The sequence below is a fragment of the Ramlibacter tataouinensis genome (assembly GCF_027941915.1).
GTDB classification, from domain to species: domain Bacteria; phylum Pseudomonadota; class Gammaproteobacteria; order Burkholderiales; family Burkholderiaceae_C; genus Ramlibacter; species Ramlibacter tataouinensis_C.
Genome location: NZ_CP116009.1, coordinates 791,343 through 808,083, shown reverse-complemented (window position 1 = coordinate 808,083; position 16,741 = coordinate 791,343). Strand labels below are relative to the sequence as shown.

At 72.5% G+C, this 16,741-nt stretch carries 16 protein-coding genes; 3 read left to right on the top strand and 13 right to left on the bottom strand.

Features of this window, described 5'->3' with window-relative positions:
- Nucleotides 1-5: 5 nt before the first annotated feature.
- From PE066_RS03665 to PE066_RS03655, 3 genes are all read right to left on the bottom strand, one after another.
- The gene (locus PE066_RS03665) at nt 6-1,490 is read right to left on the bottom strand and encodes an MFS transporter (protein ID WP_271235211.1); all 1,485 of its coding nucleotides are present in this window, start codon (nt 1,488-1,490) and stop codon (nt 6-8) included.
- A 128-nt stretch (nt 1,491-1,618) separates the two neighbouring features.
- Entirely contained in the window at nt 1,619-2,011 is a 393-nt protein-coding gene (gene gloA / locus PE066_RS03660) for a lactoylglutathione lyase (protein WP_271235210.1), read from the bottom strand.
- 21 nt (nt 2,012-2,032) lie between these two features.
- Nucleotides 2,033-2,566, bottom strand: coding sequence for a PaaI family thioesterase (locus tag PE066_RS03655; protein WP_271235209.1), 534 nt, complete (start codon nt 2,564-2,566; stop codon nt 2,033-2,035).
- A gap of 68 nt (nt 2,567-2,634) precedes the next feature.
- Here PE066_RS03655 and PE066_RS03650 point away from each other — a divergent pair, with 68 nt between their 5' ends.
- The 3 genes from PE066_RS03650 to PE066_RS03640 all read left to right on the top strand — a co-directional run bounded on the left by PE066_RS03650 (nt 2,635) and on the right by PE066_RS03640 (nt 5,616).
- Nucleotides 2,635-3,087, top strand: coding sequence for a MarR family winged helix-turn-helix transcriptional regulator (locus tag PE066_RS03650; protein WP_271235208.1), 453 nt, complete (start codon nt 2,635-2,637; stop codon nt 3,085-3,087).
- Entirely contained in the window at nt 3,084-4,307 is a 1,224-nt protein-coding gene (locus PE066_RS03645; protein WP_271235207.1) for an MFS transporter, read from the top strand. The genes PE066_RS03650 and PE066_RS03645 overlap by 4 nt, the downstream gene beginning before the upstream one ends.
- A gap of 154 nt (nt 4,308-4,461) precedes the next feature.
- Nucleotides 4,462-5,616: a hypothetical protein gene (locus PE066_RS03640; protein WP_271235206.1), complete on the top strand. Its 1,155-nt coding sequence runs from the start codon at nt 4,462-4,464 to the stop codon at nt 5,614-5,616.
- A gap of 86 nt (nt 5,617-5,702) precedes the next feature.
- Here the strand turns inward: PE066_RS03640 and PE066_RS03635 are convergent, their stop codons facing one another.
- The 10 genes from PE066_RS03635 to PE066_RS03590 form a co-directional block, all read right to left on the bottom strand.
- Nucleotides 5,703-6,911, bottom strand: a complete 1,209-nt coding sequence (locus tag PE066_RS03635) for an alpha/beta hydrolase family protein (RefSeq protein WP_271235205.1) — start codon at nt 6,909-6,911, stop codon at nt 5,703-5,705.
- A 229-nt stretch (nt 6,912-7,140) separates the two neighbouring features.
- Nucleotides 7,141-8,178, bottom strand: a complete 1,038-nt coding sequence (locus tag PE066_RS03630; RefSeq protein WP_271235204.1) for an NUDIX domain-containing protein — start codon at nt 8,176-8,178, stop codon at nt 7,141-7,143.
- Nucleotides 8,175-9,014: a TIGR04290 family methyltransferase gene (locus PE066_RS03625; protein ID WP_271235203.1), complete on the bottom strand. Its 840-nt coding sequence runs from the start codon at nt 9,012-9,014 to the stop codon at nt 8,175-8,177. Before PE066_RS03625 ends, PE066_RS03630 begins: the two co-directional genes overlap by 4 nt.
- Nucleotides 9,011-10,372 (bottom strand): UDP-glucose dehydrogenase family protein, encoded by a 1,362-nt coding sequence (locus tag PE066_RS03620; RefSeq protein ID WP_271235202.1) that lies wholly within the window; start codon nt 10,370-10,372, stop codon nt 9,011-9,013. Before PE066_RS03620 ends, PE066_RS03625 begins: the two co-directional genes overlap by 4 nt.
- On the bottom strand, nt 10,369-11,454 hold the full coding sequence (locus PE066_RS03615; protein ID WP_271235201.1) for a CgeB family protein: 1,086 nt from the start codon (nt 11,452-11,454) through the stop codon (nt 10,369-10,371). The genes PE066_RS03620 and PE066_RS03615 overlap by 4 nt, the downstream gene beginning before the upstream one ends.
- Nucleotides 11,451-12,575: a CgeB family protein gene (locus PE066_RS03610; protein ID WP_271235200.1), complete on the bottom strand. Its 1,125-nt coding sequence runs from the start codon at nt 12,573-12,575 to the stop codon at nt 11,451-11,453. The genes PE066_RS03615 and PE066_RS03610 overlap by 4 nt, the downstream gene beginning before the upstream one ends.
- Complete coding sequence (locus PE066_RS03605; protein ID WP_271235199.1) at nt 12,572-13,693, bottom strand: CgeB family protein; 1,122 nt, start codon at nt 13,691-13,693, stop codon at nt 12,572-12,574. Before PE066_RS03605 ends, PE066_RS03610 begins: the two co-directional genes overlap by 4 nt.
- On the bottom strand, nt 13,684-14,802 hold the full coding sequence (locus PE066_RS03600) for a glycosyltransferase family 4 protein (RefSeq protein WP_271235198.1): 1,119 nt from the start codon (nt 14,800-14,802) through the stop codon (nt 13,684-13,686). Before PE066_RS03600 ends, PE066_RS03605 begins: the two co-directional genes overlap by 10 nt.
- A complete protein-coding gene (locus PE066_RS03595; RefSeq protein WP_271235197.1) occupies nt 14,792-15,790 on the bottom strand; it encodes a Gfo/Idh/MocA family protein in 999 nt (332 codons plus the stop codon). Before PE066_RS03595 ends, PE066_RS03600 begins: the two co-directional genes overlap by 11 nt.
- Entirely contained in the window at nt 15,787-16,740 is a 954-nt protein-coding gene (locus PE066_RS03590; protein WP_271235196.1) for an MDR/zinc-dependent alcohol dehydrogenase-like family protein, read from the bottom strand. The genes PE066_RS03595 and PE066_RS03590 overlap by 4 nt, the downstream gene beginning before the upstream one ends.
- Between the last annotated feature and the right edge of the window lies 1 nt (nt 16,741).

Genomic DNA, 16,741 nt, shown 5'->3' with positions numbered 1-16,741 from the left:
CGCGGTCATGTTGCGGGCGCGCGAGGTTCGCGCCGCGGAACCGTCAGCAGGATCGACAGGATCGCCACCGCGACCATCGCCAGGTTGAAGCCCAGGGCGATGATGGCCGCCTCGCGCACGGCCAGGTTGTTCTGGCGGCCGGAGAACGTGACCACGCCTTCCAGCCATCGAACGCTTCCGTTGTCGGCCCCGAGCGCGGTGAAGATGGCGGCCGAAATCGCCACGCCGAAGGCCGCACCGAGCGATGAAGCCATCTTGTAGATGCCGGCTCCGGAGCCGGCCTGCGCGGCGGGCAGGCTGGACAGCGCGGCGTCGGTGGACGGCGTGGCATAGAGCGCCAGGCCGAGGCCGTACAGCGAGTAGGCGGCGATGGCCGCCAGCTTGTACTGCTGCAGCAGGAGATTGGCCGGCGACAGCAGCAGGATGGCCAGGCCCGTGACCAGGCAACCCCAGACCATCGGCTGGCGGGCGCCGAAGCGCTGCAGCAGCCGCTCTCCCACCCGGATGAAGGCGATGATCGCAATCGCGTAGCCCAGCGTCAGCAAGCCCGCCTGCTGGGCGTTCATGTCGCCGCCCAGCTGCAGCAACTGCAGCGACACGATCAGGGTGCCGGCCGTGCCGTTGATCAGGAAGTTGGACACCGTCGCGCCGGTGAACGTCGGATTGCCGAACAGGCCGAAGTCGAAGAACGCGTTGGAGGCCTTGCTTTCGTGCCGGTAGAACAGGACGCCGAACACCAGCGCGCTGGCCAGCAGCGCCAGGCCGGGCAGGCTCGTCCAGCCGAAGCTGCCGCCCAGGGTGATCAGCAGCTGCAGGGCGACCATCGCGACCATGAAGGCCAGCACGCCCGGGAGGTCGAACCGGTAGCCGCCTCGATCCTGCGCCTTGCTCTCCGGTGTTCCGGACATCATCCACAGACCCAGGGCACTGATGGCGACGGCCAGCCAGAAGATGGAGCGCCAGCCCAGGTTTTGCGCCATCAGGCCACCCACCAGCGAGCAGAGCCCGGAGCCGCCCCAGGACCCGATCGACCACATGCTGATGGCGCGCTGTCGTCCGGCGCCATCCCAGTACGCCTTGATGAGGGCCAGGCTGGCCGGCATGATGCAGGCGGCCGAGAGGCCCTGCAGCGCGCGCCCCGCCAGCATCACGGGTGCGGCCAGGCCGCCGCTGGGCGTGATCGCCACGAGAAGCGATCCGGCCATGCTGAGGATGAAGCCGATGCGGGTGATCCTCAGGCGCCCGACGCGGTCGGCCAGGCCGCCCATCACCACGATGAAGATGCCGGAGAACAGGGAGGTGACGGCCACCGCGATGTTCATGGTGCCGGCCTCCATCTGCAGTTCGCGCTGCATCTCCGGAGCGATGTTGAGCGTGGTCTGGGCAAACAGCCAGAACGCGACCACGCCCATGATGATCCCGACGAGCAGCCGATCGTTGCCCTTAAACGGCGCAGCCGGTGCGGAGCGGTCGGCAGGTGCCAAGGCCATCACCATGACCTTTCGGGGATGGGCGGTGGCGATCGGCGCCGGCGCGCCGCCGGCAGCTGCCCGGCGGCTGAACTGCCGCGAGCGCCGCGCGCCGGGGTTTGCGCCCCGGTGCCGCCGCCGTTCGTGTCCTAGGTGGTCGGGTCTTTCTGGATCAGCTCGATCTTGTAGCCGTCCGGGTCGGCCACGAACGCGATCACCGTGCTGCCGCCCTGTACCGGGCCGGCCTCGCGCGTGATGGTGCCGCCGGCCGCGCGGATCTTCTCGCAGGCGGCTGCCACGTCGGGCACGCCCAGCGCGATGTGGCCGTAGGCGGTGCCGATCTCGTAGCTGGACACGCCGTGGTTGTAGGTCAGCTCGATCTCGGCATGGTCCGGGTTGGTGCCGTAGCCGACGAAGGCCAGCGAGTACTTCTGCTCGGGCCGTTCGGTGGTGCGCAGCAGCTTCATGCCGAGCACGCGGGTGTAGAAGTCGATGGAGCGCTGCAGGTCGCCGACCCGCAGCATGGTGTGGAGGAGTCGCATCCGGCGATTATCGGCACGCCGTCACTTCAGCAGGTCGAACACCAGGCAGGTCGTGGTGCCGTGCGCGTACAGGGTGCCGTCCGGCCCGTACAGCCGGCCTTCGGCGGTGGCCAGCTGGCGGCCGGCGTGGATGACCTTGCCCTCGGCGCGCACGCGCGGCGCCTTGGGGCCGATGGCACGCACCAGGTTGACGCTCAGCTCGGCGGTGGTGTAGCCGCGGCCGGCCGGCATCTTCGTGTGCACGGCACAGCCCATGGCGGAGTCGAGCAGGGTGGCGTACCAGCCGCCGTGGACGCCGCCCATGGGGTTCAGGTGCCCGGGGCCGGGCGTGCCCTGGAACACGGCACGGCCGTCGTCCACCTCGATCAGCATGAAGTCCAGCGTCTGGCAGATCGGCGGATAGGGCAGCCCGCCGGCCAGCATCGTCTGCATCAGCTCCAGCCCGCCCAGGCCGGCGACCTGCTCCGGGCGCGCCACGCCGGCGCCGGCCTGCAAGCGGGTTTGCTGGGCGCGCTCCTGCGCCAGCCAGTTCTCGAGGGTGTCGTGCCGGGTCATCGGGGTCCTTTCAGGTGTGCGAATGGTTGTAGTTGCATATGCAATAGTTGCAGCTACAATAAGTCGCCATGGACGCCGCTGTCAAGCCCCAGGGCTGCACGCACCTCAAGCTGCGCAAGCTGATGCGGCAGGTGGCGCAGCACTACGACGCCGAGGTCGGCAAGACCGGCCTGAAGACCACCCAGTACTCGCTGCTGGCGCACATCTGCAGGCTCGGGCCGCTGCGGCCGGTGGATCTGGCGCGCGCCATGAAGCTCACGCCGTCCACGCTCAGCCGCAACTTGCAGCCGCTGCAGGCAGCCGGCTGGGTGGCGGTGGAAGCGGGCGACGACGCCCGCAGCCACCGCGTCGCGGCCACCGACGCCGGCCGCGACAAGTACCAGGAGGCGCGCCGCCGCTGGCGCGTGGCGCAGGAGCAGCTCAATGCGCTGCTCGGCGCCGAGCGCGTGCTGGCGCTGCATGCGCTGATCGAGGACTGCAGCGAGCGCCTGGCGCCGCCGCCCACCGGAGACGAGGAATGAGCGAATCGAAGGGCCGTGCGGCCGTCTGGGTGATCCTGCTGGCCGCGGCCGGCACCTTCGCGCTGTCGATGGGCGTGCGCCAGACCATGGGGCTGTTCCTCTCGCCGCTGAACACCTCCACCGGCCTGGGGCTGGCCAGCATCAGCCTGGCCTTCGCCTTCGGGCAGCTGTGGTGGGGCATCACCCAGCCCTTCGCCGGCATCGTGGCCGACCGCATCGGCGCCGGCCGCGTGCTGCTGGCCGGCGCGCTGATGGTGGCGGTGGGCACCTTCATCACCCCGTACATGAGCAGCACGGCCGGCCTGCTGCTGGCCATCGGCGTGCTGGGCGCGGGCGGCGCCGGCATGGCCGGGCCGGCGGTGCTGATGGCGGCGGCCACGCGGCTGGTCCCGCCGGGCCGGCAAGGCATGGCCACCGGCATCATCAATGCGGGCGGTTCCACCGGGCAGTTCCTGCTGGCGCCGCTGGCGGCGGCGCTGATGGTGGGCATCGGCTGGGTCGGCGCCATGCAGGCGATGGCGCTGCTGGTGCTGCTGTGCCTGCCCGCCGCGTGGGTGCTGCGCGGCCACTCGCAGCAGCCGCACGCGGCCACCGCGGCGGCACCGCGGCTGGGCACGCGCGCTGCGATCGCCCAGGCGCTGCGCGACCGCAGCTACTGCCTGCTGGCGGCCGGCTTCTTCGTCTGCGGCTTCCACGTCGCCTTCCTGGCCACCCACCTGCCCGGAGTGGTCGCGGCCTGCGGCCTGCCGACCGAATGGGCCGGCTGGTCGCTGTCGCTGCTGGGGCTGTTCAACATCGTCGGCAGCGTGGCCATGGGCTGGGCCGTGGGGCGCTGGCGCATGAAGTCGCTGCTGTCGCTGGTCTATGCCACCCGCGGCATCGCGGTGCTGCTGTTCCTGCTGGCCCCCAAGACCGGCCCGGTGGTGCTGCTGTTCTCGGCGGTGATGGGCATGACCTTCCTGTCCACCGTGCCGCCCACGGCCGGCCTGGTCGCCCGCTTCTTCGGCCCGGCGAACATGGCGACCCTGTTCGGCCTGGTCATGCTCTCGCACCAGGTCGGCGGCTTCCTCGGCGCCTGGCTCGGAGGCGCGGTGTTCCAGGCGACCGGCAGCTACGACTGGGTCTGGTACGTCGACATCGTGCTGGCAGCCGCCGCGGCGCTGATCCACCTGCCGATCCGCGAAGCCCGGCCGGCACGGCCGGCAACGGCTGCGGCCTGATGGCCCGGCCGCGCGGCGGTCGCGTTGGCTTTGTCCGGCCTTGCGGTGGCCGCTTGTCCTTCCCGATTTGGCTGAACTGTCCGTTGCGCCGGGCGCCCGGCTGCGCTGAACTGGGAGCCCCTCGCAACGACGAGGGACGATCCAGGGAGGCTCCATGCTGCGCTTCAGGCTGTCCGTCGCGCTCGTTCCATCGCTGGCGACCCTGCTGCTCGGCGGTTGCGGCGGTGGCGGTGGCGGTGGGGAGGCACCCGCGGCAGGCCTGTCGAACACGGCCGAAGGCTTCTGGAGCGGCAGCACCGACAGCGACCTGTCGATCTCGCTGCTGGTGCTGGAGAACGGACAGACCTGGGGCTTCTACCGCGCCGGCGGCGCGCTGCGCGGCCTGCTGCAGGGCCAGACGATCGGCGCGGGGGACCGCTTCAGCTCCGACTTCATGGACTACAACGCCGACGCCGGGCTGCGCGAACCCGGCACGGCGGCGGGCAGCCTGGTGCCGAGATCGTCCATGAACGGCGTGCTGGGCAATGGCGCCAGCCTGTCGCTGTCGTACGTGCCGGACTACGACCGCGCCGCCTCGGCCGCCGACGTCATCGGCACCTGGCGGATCGAAGGCCGGACGCTGTTCGCCGACTTCAGCGTCGCCGCCCTGGCGATCGACGCCGCCGGCAACCTCAGCGGGATCGACCGTGGCTGCACCATCAGCGGCCGCATCGTGCCGCGGGGCACCGGCAAGAACGTGTTCAACCTGGACGCCACCTTCAGCGGCAGCACCTGCGCGCTCGGCAACGGCGCCAGCACCAGCGGGGTGGCGGTGGTGGATACCACGAGCAGCCCGTTCCAGATGACCGGCCTGGGACTGCGCGCCGACGCCGAGAACGGCTTCGTGTTCAGCGGCACCCGCCAGGCCGGCGCGCCCACGCCGGCGCCTGCGCCCACCGCTGCGCCCACGCCGGCACCGACGCCTGCACCCACGGCGGCGCCCACGCCGGCGCCCACGCCGGCGCCCACGCCGGCACCGACTCCGGCACCGACAGCGGCACCGACGCCGGCACCGACAGCGGCACCGACGCCGGCACCGACGCCAGCTCCCACAGCTGCGCCGACGCCTGCACCGACGCCTGCACCGACGCCTGCACCGACGCCCGCACCGACGCCAGCTCCCACAGCTGCGCCGACACCGGCACCCACGCCCGCGCCAACGGCCGCCCCCACGCCGGCGCCCACGCCGCCCCCGCCCCCACCGGGGCCACCCGCCCCGCCGCCACCCGCGCCATCACCCGCGGCGGGCGTCGGCGGTTTGCCCGGCTGAGGATGTGCCAGAACGCGCAACGCCCGAGCTCGCCAGGGAGTTCGGGCGCTGCGGCATGAAGGCTCGCCGATGGAACGGGGCCGGTGCTAGCGGGCCTGGTCGAACCAGGCCTTCCAGTGCGGCACGGCGCGCGCGAAGGTGCCCCGGTGGGTGGTCTTGCCGGTGGACACCGCTTCCACCGCCGGATTGCCGTTGCCCATGGCGCGCTGGTAGTTCATGGCGAGCTGGCCGATGCCGACGCTGATCGCCTCGTCGCTCTCGCCGTAGTAGTTGCGCAGCGGCGTGCGGACCACCCAGCGATAGGCCGTGTTCTCCGCCATGATGCGGCCGTAGGCCGACTGGGCGAAGAAGGCCGGGTCGAAGTAATCCTTGCGCACCAGCTTGCGCAGGTCCAGTGGCACGTCGGCCGGGTTGAACGGCTCGCGCGCATAGGCCTTGCGCGAAACCTCGTAGTACTCGTCGTTGATCACCGAGCGGGCCAGCCCCGGCAGCCCGTAGTAGTTCTCGAACGCGAACGAGGTCAGGATGAACATGGTGCCGGTCCAGGGCGCATCGATCTCGCGCGGGAACTGCAGCACGCCATTGAGGGCAGCGAACAGGTCCACCGGCGCGCTCGCCGTGGTGGCCGCCTGCACCGGCACGCCGAGGCTTTCGAGCTTTTCCAGGAAGGCCATGGTCACGTAGCCGCCCTGCGACCAGCCCGCCAGGAACAGCTTCGGCGCCTCCAGCTTCAGGTGGCCGAGCACGGCCCGGCTGGCCCGCAGCATGTCCCAGGTCGCCTGCTGGTGGCTGCCCTTGACCAGGTAGCTTTCCGGCTCCGTGGACGCGCCCATGCCGAAGTAGTCGGCGCCGATCACGATGTAACCCTGGCCCGCGAACTGGGCGATCATCAGTGCGGTTTCCGGCGACTGCTCGGGAAACGAGGGCACTTCCTGCTTGCCGTACACGGTGCCGTGCTGGTACGACACCATCGGGAACGACGCGCTCGGCGCATCGGGCACGGCGACCAGCCCGGTCGCCGTGATCGGCCGGTTGCCCCGCTCGGGAACGACCGAGGCGTAGGTGACGCGATACAGCCGCACCGCATGGCGCGCCGGGCTGTAGCTCACGTCGATGCCGGCGAACTTCGGCGTCTCGGCCTGCAGGATGCGGTTCAGGCGAGCGACGTCCCAAGTGCCGATGGGCTCGTACTTCACGCCGGGCGCCACCTGGATGGCAGCCGCCCCCTGGGACAGCGCGGGCGCCGAAGCGAACGCGCAGGACAGCATCAGGACCCAGGACCAGAATCTTTTCAAGACCACCACTTCTCCTCCGTCCGGAACAGCTTCGCGCCGGGGTGGCGCGGCGGCTCTGGCAACGGAATGTTACATGCCTTCTTTTTGAAGGCCTCGCCGGATTGGTCATTCCCGCGCAGGCGGGAATCCACCGCAACGCGGCGCATGGGCGCCGCAGGCGCGTTGCGCTGAATGCCCGCCTTCGCGGGGGATGACAGGAGGGGCGGGGGCTCGAACGACGAAAACCCGATCAGCGCCGGGGGACGGCAGGGGGCTGCGCGGATTCCAGCGCGCCGAGGAAGCACTCGATGATGTGGAAGTGGTCGTCGTGCAGCTGCGCCTGCAGCGCCGGCAGGTGCGCCAGCGGCACCCAGGCGGCCTGGGCGGCGTCGTCGCCGGCCTGCACCGGCGGCGGCGGTTCCTCGCCCAGGTCGAAGAAGAATGCGTGGCTGATGACGCGGCCGCGCTGGCTGCGCTCGGGGTGGTCGAACACCCGGCTGCCGCGCAGCGCCTGGCGCATCTGCCGCATCGACACCGGCAGCCCGGTCTCTTCCACCAGTTCGCGCAGCGCCGCGTGCAGCGTCTCCTCGGCCGGCTCGAGGAAGCCGCCCGGTAGCGCCCACAGGCCGCGCCCCGGCGGGCGCCCGCGCCGGATCAGCAGCACCCGGCCGCCGGCCTGCACCACCGCGTCCACCGTGGACAGCACCACCGGGTAGGGTGCAACCGACCAGGCCTTGCGCTCGGACGCGATCTGCCGCCAGTCGGCGCGCACGGTGTCGAAGGCGGCGCTGCCGGTCCACTCGCGCAGCGCGTCGCGGCAGGCCGGGGGCAGCTGGCCGGCCAGCGTATCGAGCACGGCGCCCGGCGCATCGGCCTCGTACAGGCGGTGCAGCCAGCCGACGATGGGATCGTCCGGGTCGTCCGGCGCCACGCGCGCATGCGACCAGCCGGCCGGCAGGTCCTCGCTGTCCAGCAGCGGGCCGGCGCTGATCCAGCAGACGGTCTCCGCGGGGCCCAGCGCCTGCTGCATGGCCTGCAGGTTGCGCGGCTCGTCCCAATGCTCGCGCAGCGGCTGCAGGTCCACCCGCGCGGCATCGGTGGGGCGGAGCGCCTGGCGCAGCCACTCGGCGCGCAGTTCCCAGCCGAACGGGTTGGCCGGCGTGGGCGCCAGGTGCGCGCGCCGCACGAACAGCGTGCAGCGCGGCGCTCGCTCCAGCGCCGCCCGCACCAGCGACAGGTGGGCGTCCAGCGGCAGCAGCCAGCGCGCGCTGCAGATGGCCCGGGTCATGCGCCGGCCGGCCTCCGGCCCAGGGCCTGCACCGCTGCGAGCGCCGGCTCCAGCGCACCGGTGCGGCGCCAGCGCGCGGAGTCGCCCGACGGGTCCGGCTCGCACAGGTAGATCTCGCCGGCCGGGCGGCCCGCCACGCGCAGGCCGCTGGAGCGCAGCATGGCCTCGATGCCCGCGTGGTTGGGCACCCACCAGTTGGTCGGGTCGCCGGCGAAGCGGTGCTCGATGAAGGCCATCTTGGGCCAGCCCGGATCGAGCAGCGGCTCGCGATCGTCGATCGGGTGGTCGCGGGTGTCGGGGTACACGCTGTCGCCCGGCAGGCTGAGCGTCTGGAACACCATCAGCCGCAATGTGCGCTGCGCCAGCAGGTCGAGCGCCAGCAGCGGGTAGCGCAGGTGGTAGAAGACCCCCATGAACCAGACCAGGTCGAAGCGGTCCGGCAGCGCGGCCAGCTCGTACACCCCCAGGCGGCGGAACTGCACGCGATCGGCCAGGCCCTGCACCTGCGCCGCCCAGCGCGCCTGCTCCAGGTAGTGCTCGTCCACGTCCACCGCCAGCACGCCGGCGCCGCGCCGCGCCAGCTCGAAGCTGTAGAAGCCGGCGTTGCAGCCCACGTCCAGCACGCGCCAGCCGGCCAGGTCGGCCGGGAGGTGGGGTGCGATCTGCTGCCACTTGAAGCACGGGAAGTCGCCGCCCAGGAAGTGGTCGGGCACCGTCTCCACGCCGCCCGGCAGGTGCAGGTTGTGGAACCAGGGACCCAGCGCCTCGGCCTGGCGACGGAGCGAGTCCGCATCCGGGCCGCGAGTGAGGTCGGGATCGGCTGTGCGCATCCTCATCTACCGATGGCGTGGTACTCGAAACCCAACTGGCGGATGGCCGGGTCGTACAGGTTGCGGCCGTCGAAGATCACCGACTGGCGCATCGACTGCCGCAGCGCATCGAAGTTGGGGCTCTTGAACGACGGCCAGTCGGTGGCGATCACCAGCGCATCGGCGTTCTCGGTGCAGGCGATCGGCGTGTCGGCGTAGCGCAGCCCGTCCAGCAACGACAGGCGGCCGGCGAAGTCGTGCGCCAGCACCTTGCGCGCCTGCGGCATCGCCACCGGGTCGTGCGCCATCACCTGCGCGCCGCGTTCCAGCAGGGCCTTGATCACGATGCGGCTGGGCGCCTCGCGCATGTCGTCGGTGTTGGGCTTGAAGGCCAGTCCCCACAGGCCGAACAGCAGCCCGCGCAGGTTGTTGCCGAAGCGCGCGCCGATCTTCTGCACCAGGATGTGCTTCTGCGCCTCGTTCACCGCCTCCACCGCCTCCAGGACGCGCAGGTGGCACCCGCTGACGCACGCGGTGCGGATCAGCGCGCGCACGTCCTTGGGAAAGCAGCTGCCGCCGTAGCCGGTGCCCGGGTACAGGAAGCTGTAGCCGATGCGCGGGTCGGCGCCGATGCCCTTGCGCACCTGCTCGATGTCGACGCCGGCCTCGCCCGCCAGGTTGGCCAGTTCGTTCATGAAGCTGATGCGCGTGGCCAGCATGGCGTTGGCCGCGTACTTGGTCATCTCGGCGGCCTTCAGGTCCATCAGCAGCACGCGGTCCTGCACCCGGTTGAACGGCGCGTACAGGCGCCGTAGCAGCTCGCGCGCGCGCTCGCCGTCGGGCCCCGGCTCGGTGCCGACGACGATGCGGTCGGGCCGCATGAAGTCCTCCACCGCGGCGCCTTCCTTCAGGAACTCGGGGTTGGAGGCCACCGCGAAAGCCCGCGGATCGTGCGGCAGGTGGCGCGCGGCCAGCGCATCGGCCACAGCGGTGCGCACCCGCTCGCCGGTGCCCACCGGGACGGTCGACTTGGTCACCACCACCTTGAAGCCCTGCATCCAGCGGCCGATGCTGTCGGCCGCCGACAGCACGTGGCTCAGGTCGGCGCTGCCGTCCTCGGCCTGCGGCGTGCCGACCGCGATGAAGATCACCTGGCCGTGCGCGACCGCGGCCGGCGTGTCGCGGCTGAAGCGCAGCCGTCCGGCCGCGCGGTTGCGGTCGATCACCTCCTGCAGCCCCGGCTCGTAGATGGGCAACCCCCCGCCGTTGAGCAGCTCGATGCGGCGCGGATCGTGGTCCAGCAGGATCACGTCGTTGCCGCCGTCGGCCAGGCAGGCGCCGCTCACCAGGCCGACATAGCCGGCGCCGATCACCGTGACGTTCATGGTGCAGCCTCCAGTTGCAGGTCCATCGCATGGGCCACCAGTTCGCGCGCGCGGTGGGCGGCGGTGTGGCCTTCCAGGATCCGGCGTCGCGCCCGCGCGGCCATGGCGAGGCGCTCGTCCTCGCCCATGCCGCGCAGGGCGGCCAGCACGTCGGCCGGCCCGTCGGCCAGCACGATCTCGCGGCCGGGCTCGAATAGTGTCTCGATGCCGGCCCAGCGGTCGCTGATGAGGGGCGTGCCGCAGGCCGCCGCCTCGAACAGGCGCACGCTGGGCGACCAGCCGGCGCGCAGCATGTCGGCCCGGGTGATGTTGAGCGTGAAGCGCTGGCGGTTGTAGAAGGCGCGGTGCCCGGCCGGGGGCAGGTGCGGGCGCCACGAGCAGTTGGCGGGCCAGGCGATGCCATCCGGGTACTGCGGGCCGGCGACGACGAAGCGGCCCTGGGGCCATTCGCGCGCGGGCTGCAGCAGCAGACGCTCGACGCCCGGCTGCCGGTCGTCGCTGTACGTGCCCATGTAGCCCAGGTCCCAGGCGGCGGGCTGCGGCTCGGGGTAATAGAGCTGCGGGTCCACCGAGCAGTACAGCACGCGCGCGCGCAGCGCGCCGAACTCGCGCTCCAGCCGCTGCAGCGTCGGCCCGCCGGTGAACGACAGGTAGAGGTCGTAGCCGGCGACCTGGCCGGGGCGCAGGTAGTCGTGCTCGCCGCGCGCCAGCTTGGCCAGCGTGACCGGCGTGTCGATGTCGTAGAACGCCTTGATGCCCGAGGCCTGCGCCTGCACCCAGTCGCCCACGGGCGCGCCTTGCGGCACGAAGGAGCCGACGATCACCAGGTCGGCGGCACGCACGGCAGCCGCCCACCGGTCATGCAGCTCGTCCAGGCTGCCGTACAGCCCCAGGCGCCCCCACGGCGGCTGCGGCAGGTCGCGGTTCGCGGCGTACCAGGGCTGCTCGCGCTCGAGGAAAAGCACCTCGTGGCCGGCGGCGACGAGCTCGCGCACCAGGGCCCGGTAGGTGGTGGCGTGGCCGTTGCCCCAGGAGGAGGTGATCGACAGGCCGAGGATGACGATGGACAGGCGGTGCGTCATGTCGTCGCCTCGTTTTCGACTCGGGCGCCGCTTGCGCGCCCCTCGAGGATCGCGTCCAGCTGCGCTGCGCGGTGGGCGTAGGTGTGTTCGGCCAGCACGCGGCGGTACGCGGCCTGGCCGATGGCGCGGGCCCGCGCCGGGTCGAGCTTGTCGAGCTGCTGCGCGACCTCGTCGCCGTCGCGCGCCACCAGCAGTTCGCGGCCCGGCTCGAAGAACTGAGCCACGCCCTCCCAGTCGTCGGTGATCAGGCAGGCGGCGGCGCCGGCCGCCTCGAACACCCGCGTGGCCGGCGAGAAGCCGTAGCGCGCCATGCTCTCGCGGCTGATGTTCAGCACCGCCAGCGGCGTGCAGTTGAAGGCGTTGTGGTCGGCGGTATAGACATGGCCGAGGTGGCGCACGTTGGCGGGCAGGGGCTTGTCGTGCCAGCCGCTGCCGCCCAGCAGGAAGCGGCGCTGCGGCAGCTCCGCGGCCGCCTGCAGGAAGAACTGCTCCACCCGCGCCTCGCGGTCGGGCAGCCGGTTGCCCAGGAAGCCCAGGTCGCCCGCGAAGCGCGGGTCCGGCGCCACCGGGAAATGGGTGGAAGGATCCAGCGCGTTGTAGACCGGCACGCAGTCGCGCGCACCCAGCGCCCGGTAGGCCTGGCGCACCGGCTCGCCACCGCCGTAGGTGAACACCCCGTCGTAGCGCGGCACCAGGGCGCGCAGGGCATCGGCGGGGTCCGCCTGCATGCGGTCCAGCGTGGCCGGCGCATCCACGTCCCAGTACACCACCGCCGTGCCCGGCCGTTGCAGGTCCAGCACCGCCCGCTCCAGCAGCTCGTCGTGGACGCCGACACCGCTGGCCTTGACGACCAGGTCGGCGCCGCGCGCGGATTGCACCGTGCGCAGGACCGCGGCCTCGCTCGCCGCGGAATAGACCACCACCTCGGCCCAGTCGGGGTCGGCCATGTCGCGGTGCTGCTGCCGCCCGAACGCATCGGGTTCGTAGAACGTCACGCGGTGGCCGCGCGCGTGCAGCGCGCGCACGATGCCGCGGTAATAGGTGGCGGCGCCGTTCCAGTAGGCGGACACCAGGCTGGAGGCGAAGAAGGCGATGTGCATCCCGTGGCTCATGTGGCTCATGCCGGGGCCTCCCGTGCCGGCTGGCGCGGCGGCGCCAGCTCGGCATAGATCGCCAGCAGCTCGTCGACGCGGCGGGCGCAGCTGTGCCGCGCCTGGATGGTGCGAAGGCCGTGGCTGGCCAGCGAGCGCGCCAGGGCCGGGTCGGCCAGCACGGCGCGCAGGTGCTCGCGCATCTCGCGCCCGTCGCGCGCCACCAGGAAGTCGGCGCCGGGCTCGAACAGGCCCTCGCAGTCGTCCCAGGGCGCCGACACCAGCGGGATGCCGCAGGCCAGCGCCTCGAACACGCGGATGGTCGGGATGCCCGGCAGCGCCTGCACGTAGGGCCGCCGCGGCACGTGCACGGTGACGGCGTGCTGCGCGAAGACGCGCGGTGCCTCGTGGTTGGGCAGCCAGCCGCCGTAGTCGATGCCGGCCTCGCGCAGGCTTTGCAGCGCATGCCCGGGGTAGCGCACGCCGTGCACCCGTGCTGCCAGCCCGAGCGCGCGCACCGGCTCCAGCAGGAACTCGTGCAGTTCGGCCGTGCGCTCCCCGTCGCCCCAGTTGCCGATCCACACCAGCCCCCGGCGCCCACCTGCCGCCGGCTGCGGCCGGAACATGCGCGTGTCCGCCGCCTCGTGCCAGGTCCAGGCGCGCTCGCACCAGCCGTGGCGCCGGTACAGGTCGCGGATCACCGAGCCGAAGGCCAGCACGCCGTCGTAGTGGCGCAGGTCGTAGGCGGCCATGGCCTGCGGCTCCGTCACGCTGCGGTGGTGGGTGTCGTGGAACAGCAGCCGGTAGTGCGGATGGGCCTTGCGGTGCAGGCCGATGCGGCGCACCAGGTCGTGCCCGTTCCACTCGTGCACCAGCACCAGGTCGGCGCCGGCCAGCGCGCGATCCAGGTCCAGTTCGCCCCGCGCGTAGCGGTGGCTGCGCAGGTGCGGGTAGGCGCGGGCGAAGGCGCGCAGGGCGGATTCGCCGTGCTCGGCCAGCAGGTTGGCGACGCTCCAGGCGTCGGCCGGCTCGTACACGCCGACCTCGTGGCCGCGCGCGAGCAGCTCGCTGCAGATGCCGCGCAGGAAATGCGCATTGCCGTGGTTCCAGTCGGACACCAGCGAGTGGCAGAACAGGATCACGCGCATGGCAGCTCCTCGGGGCGGCCGGCCAGCGCCGGCGCCAGTCGCGCTGCCGCAGCGAACCAGGCCTCGGCCATGGCACGCGGCGAGAAGCGCAGGGCGCGCCGGTGGGCGGCGGCCGCCAGCCGGCTGCGCGGGTCGGGGCGGGCGATCAGCTGCTGCAGGACCTCGTGCAGCGCCAGCGTGTCGTCCGGCTTCACGTAGACGGCCGCGTCACCCCACACCTCGCGCAGGCTGGCGATGTCGCCCAGCACCAGTGCGCAGCCGCTCAACGCCGCTTCCAGCACCGACAGGCCGAACGGCTCGTAGTACGCGGGCAGGGCATAGATCGAGGCGCAGGCCATGTGCGCGGCGACCTCGCGCGGCGCCAGCTCGCCCAGCGCTTGCACACCGGCCGGCCGCAGCTCGCGCCCATCCGGATGCACGCACGAGCCGGCCACGCACACCGGCCAGGGCAGGCGCGGCGCTACCGCCTGCAGCGCGGCCAGGTTCTTGGCCTCGTCCCAGAAGCGGCCGGCGGCGAACACGAACGGCTCCTTGGCCCCGATCGGAAACAGCGCGGGATCGCGGCCGTTGGGCAGCACGACGGCTTCGCCGTGGAAGCCGTGCTCGGCCCGCAGCGCGGCCAGCATGGCCGCGGTCGGCGCCGCCACCAGGCCGGCGCCCCGCAGCCCGGCGGCGACCCGGCCCCGGTAGCCGTCCCATCCGGCCGGCGCGCGCGTGCCGTGCACGGCGCGCCACCAGCTCGGCACGCAGGAATGCGCGACCAGCAGCGTGGGCGCGGCGAAGGGCAGGGCGCCGAAGGCGAACTGGTTCAGGTGCACCAGTTGCGGCTGCCAGCGCCGCTCCAGCGCCAGCAGCCAGTCGGCCGCGGCGTCGACCTCGCGCCACGGATCCGGCATCCACTCCAGCGCGAAACGGCTTTCGTGCAGGCTGACGTGGGGCAGGCGATCGAGCTCGTCGCGCTGGTGCGCCCGCAGCGGCCCGCCCATCGTGGCCAGGTGCACGTCGATGCCGAACGGCCCCAGCGCGCGGGCCAGCTCGACGGCGTAGGTCCAGACGCCGCCGACGGTGTCGGCGGTCAGCAGGATGGAGGGTTGCTGCTCACCGCCCATAGATCGCGTCCAGCACCGCGGCGACCAGCACGGTGGATTCGATGGCCGGGTGGTAGCGGGCGCCGGCGCCGAGGTGGCGCGCCCATTCGGTGATGGCGCGGCCGCCCCAGGCATCCGGCGGCTCGGCCAGCACCACGCGCCGGTTGCCGTGGCAGCGCTCGGCCACGAAATCGTGGAACGAGCCGTCGCGGTTGCGCATGACGGCGCTGCCGCCGCTGCCATGGAAGTGCGCCTCGATGACGGCGTCGCGTCCGCTGGAGAAGTCCCAGGAGCAGGCCAGGCGCACGGCGATGCCGCCAGCCAGGTCGAGCTGCGCGATGGCGTAGTCCTCGCAGGTGGCCGCGCCGGCGGCCAGCGGCCGGCCGTGGGCGTACAGGCGGCTGCCGACCTGCTGGACGGCCGGGAAGCCCAGCACCCACAGCGCCAGGTCCACCAGGTGCGTGCCCAGGTCGATGACGCAGCCGCCGCCGGCCAGCGCCATGTCGCGCGCCCAGCCCTTGCTGGGCCCCCAGGCGTTGTGGAACACCAGGTCGGCGGCGTACACCGTGCCGATGTCGCCCTCGACCACGGCGTTGCGGATGCGGCGCATCGCCTCGGTGTGGCGGTAGGAGAGATCGCAGCCGAGCAGGCGGTCGGCCCTGCGCGCGGCGGCGACGATGGCCTCGGTCTCCCTGCGCGTGCGCGCCAGCGGCTTCTGGCAGAACACGGCGATGCGGCGCTCCAGCACCTGCAGGGCCTGGCCGGCATGCAGCGCACTGGGCGTCGCAATCACGGCGCCATCGAGCTCGTGGGCCAGCAGCTCGTCGAGCGTGGAAACGAGGGCGGCGCCCGGGGCGAACTCGCGCGCGCGCAGCCGGGCTTCAGGCGACGGGTCGGCGATGGCGACGACCTCGCAGGCGTTCTGGTCGAGCAGCGCCTGCAGCCGGTGCTGGCCGATCCAGCCCAGGCCGAGGAAGCCCAGGCGCGGAAGGGGCGGTTTCCCGTTCATGCCACCACCAGCGCCTTCATGAACCCGTCGGGCCGCGTGCGGGTCAGCTCGAGCGCTTCGCCCAGGCGGTCCAGCGGCAGGCGGTGCGTGTACAGCGGCTCCGGATCCAGCACGCCCGCGGCCATCAGGTCCACCGCCATGCGCATGCCCTCGACATAGACCCGCGGATCGCGTTCGTGGGCGTTGACGACGTCCAGCCCGCGCCAGTTCCACAGCTGCACGTTGACCTGCCGCATCCCGTCCTGGTGGTAGCCGGCGATCACCAGCCGGCCGCGCACCGCCGCCAGCTCGCTGGCCAGCTGCAGCGGCCCCTCCAGCCCGGTCGCCTCGATCACGCGCTCGCACCAGCGGCCGCCGGTCAGCGCCTTGACCCGTTCGATCACGCGCTGGTGGTCGTCCATGGGAACCAGCTCCTGTGCGCCGCACCGGCGTGCAAAGTCCAGCGAGAAGCCGCGGCGCGAAATCGCGATGACGCGCGCCCCGGCGTGCACCGCCAGTTGCGTCAGCAGGCAGCCGAGGAAGCCGAGGCCGACGATGGCCACCGCGTGCCCGGCGCGGATGTCGCTGCGGCGGAAGATGTTGACCGCGCAGCCCAGCGGCTCACCCGGCAGGGCCTTGCCCGCCAGCGCAGCCGGCAGCGGCACGACCGCATCGGCCTGCGCCAGGTCGTACTCCGCATGGGCCCGGAAGCTCAGCGCCGCGACGCGATCGCCGGGGGCCAGGCGCTCGACGCCCGCTCCCACCGCGGCAATGCGCCCCCAGCCCTCATGCCCCGGCGCGCCCGGCGGCTGCGGGTACTCGAACCAGCTGCGGCCTTCCCACACCGGCAGGCTGGACGCGCACACGCCCGAGCCCTCCAGCTGCAGCAGCACCTGGCCGGGGCCGGGCTCGGGGCGGGACGCGTCCTGCAGGAGGGCCTGCTGGGGCCCGGCGATCACGCATGCTTGCATG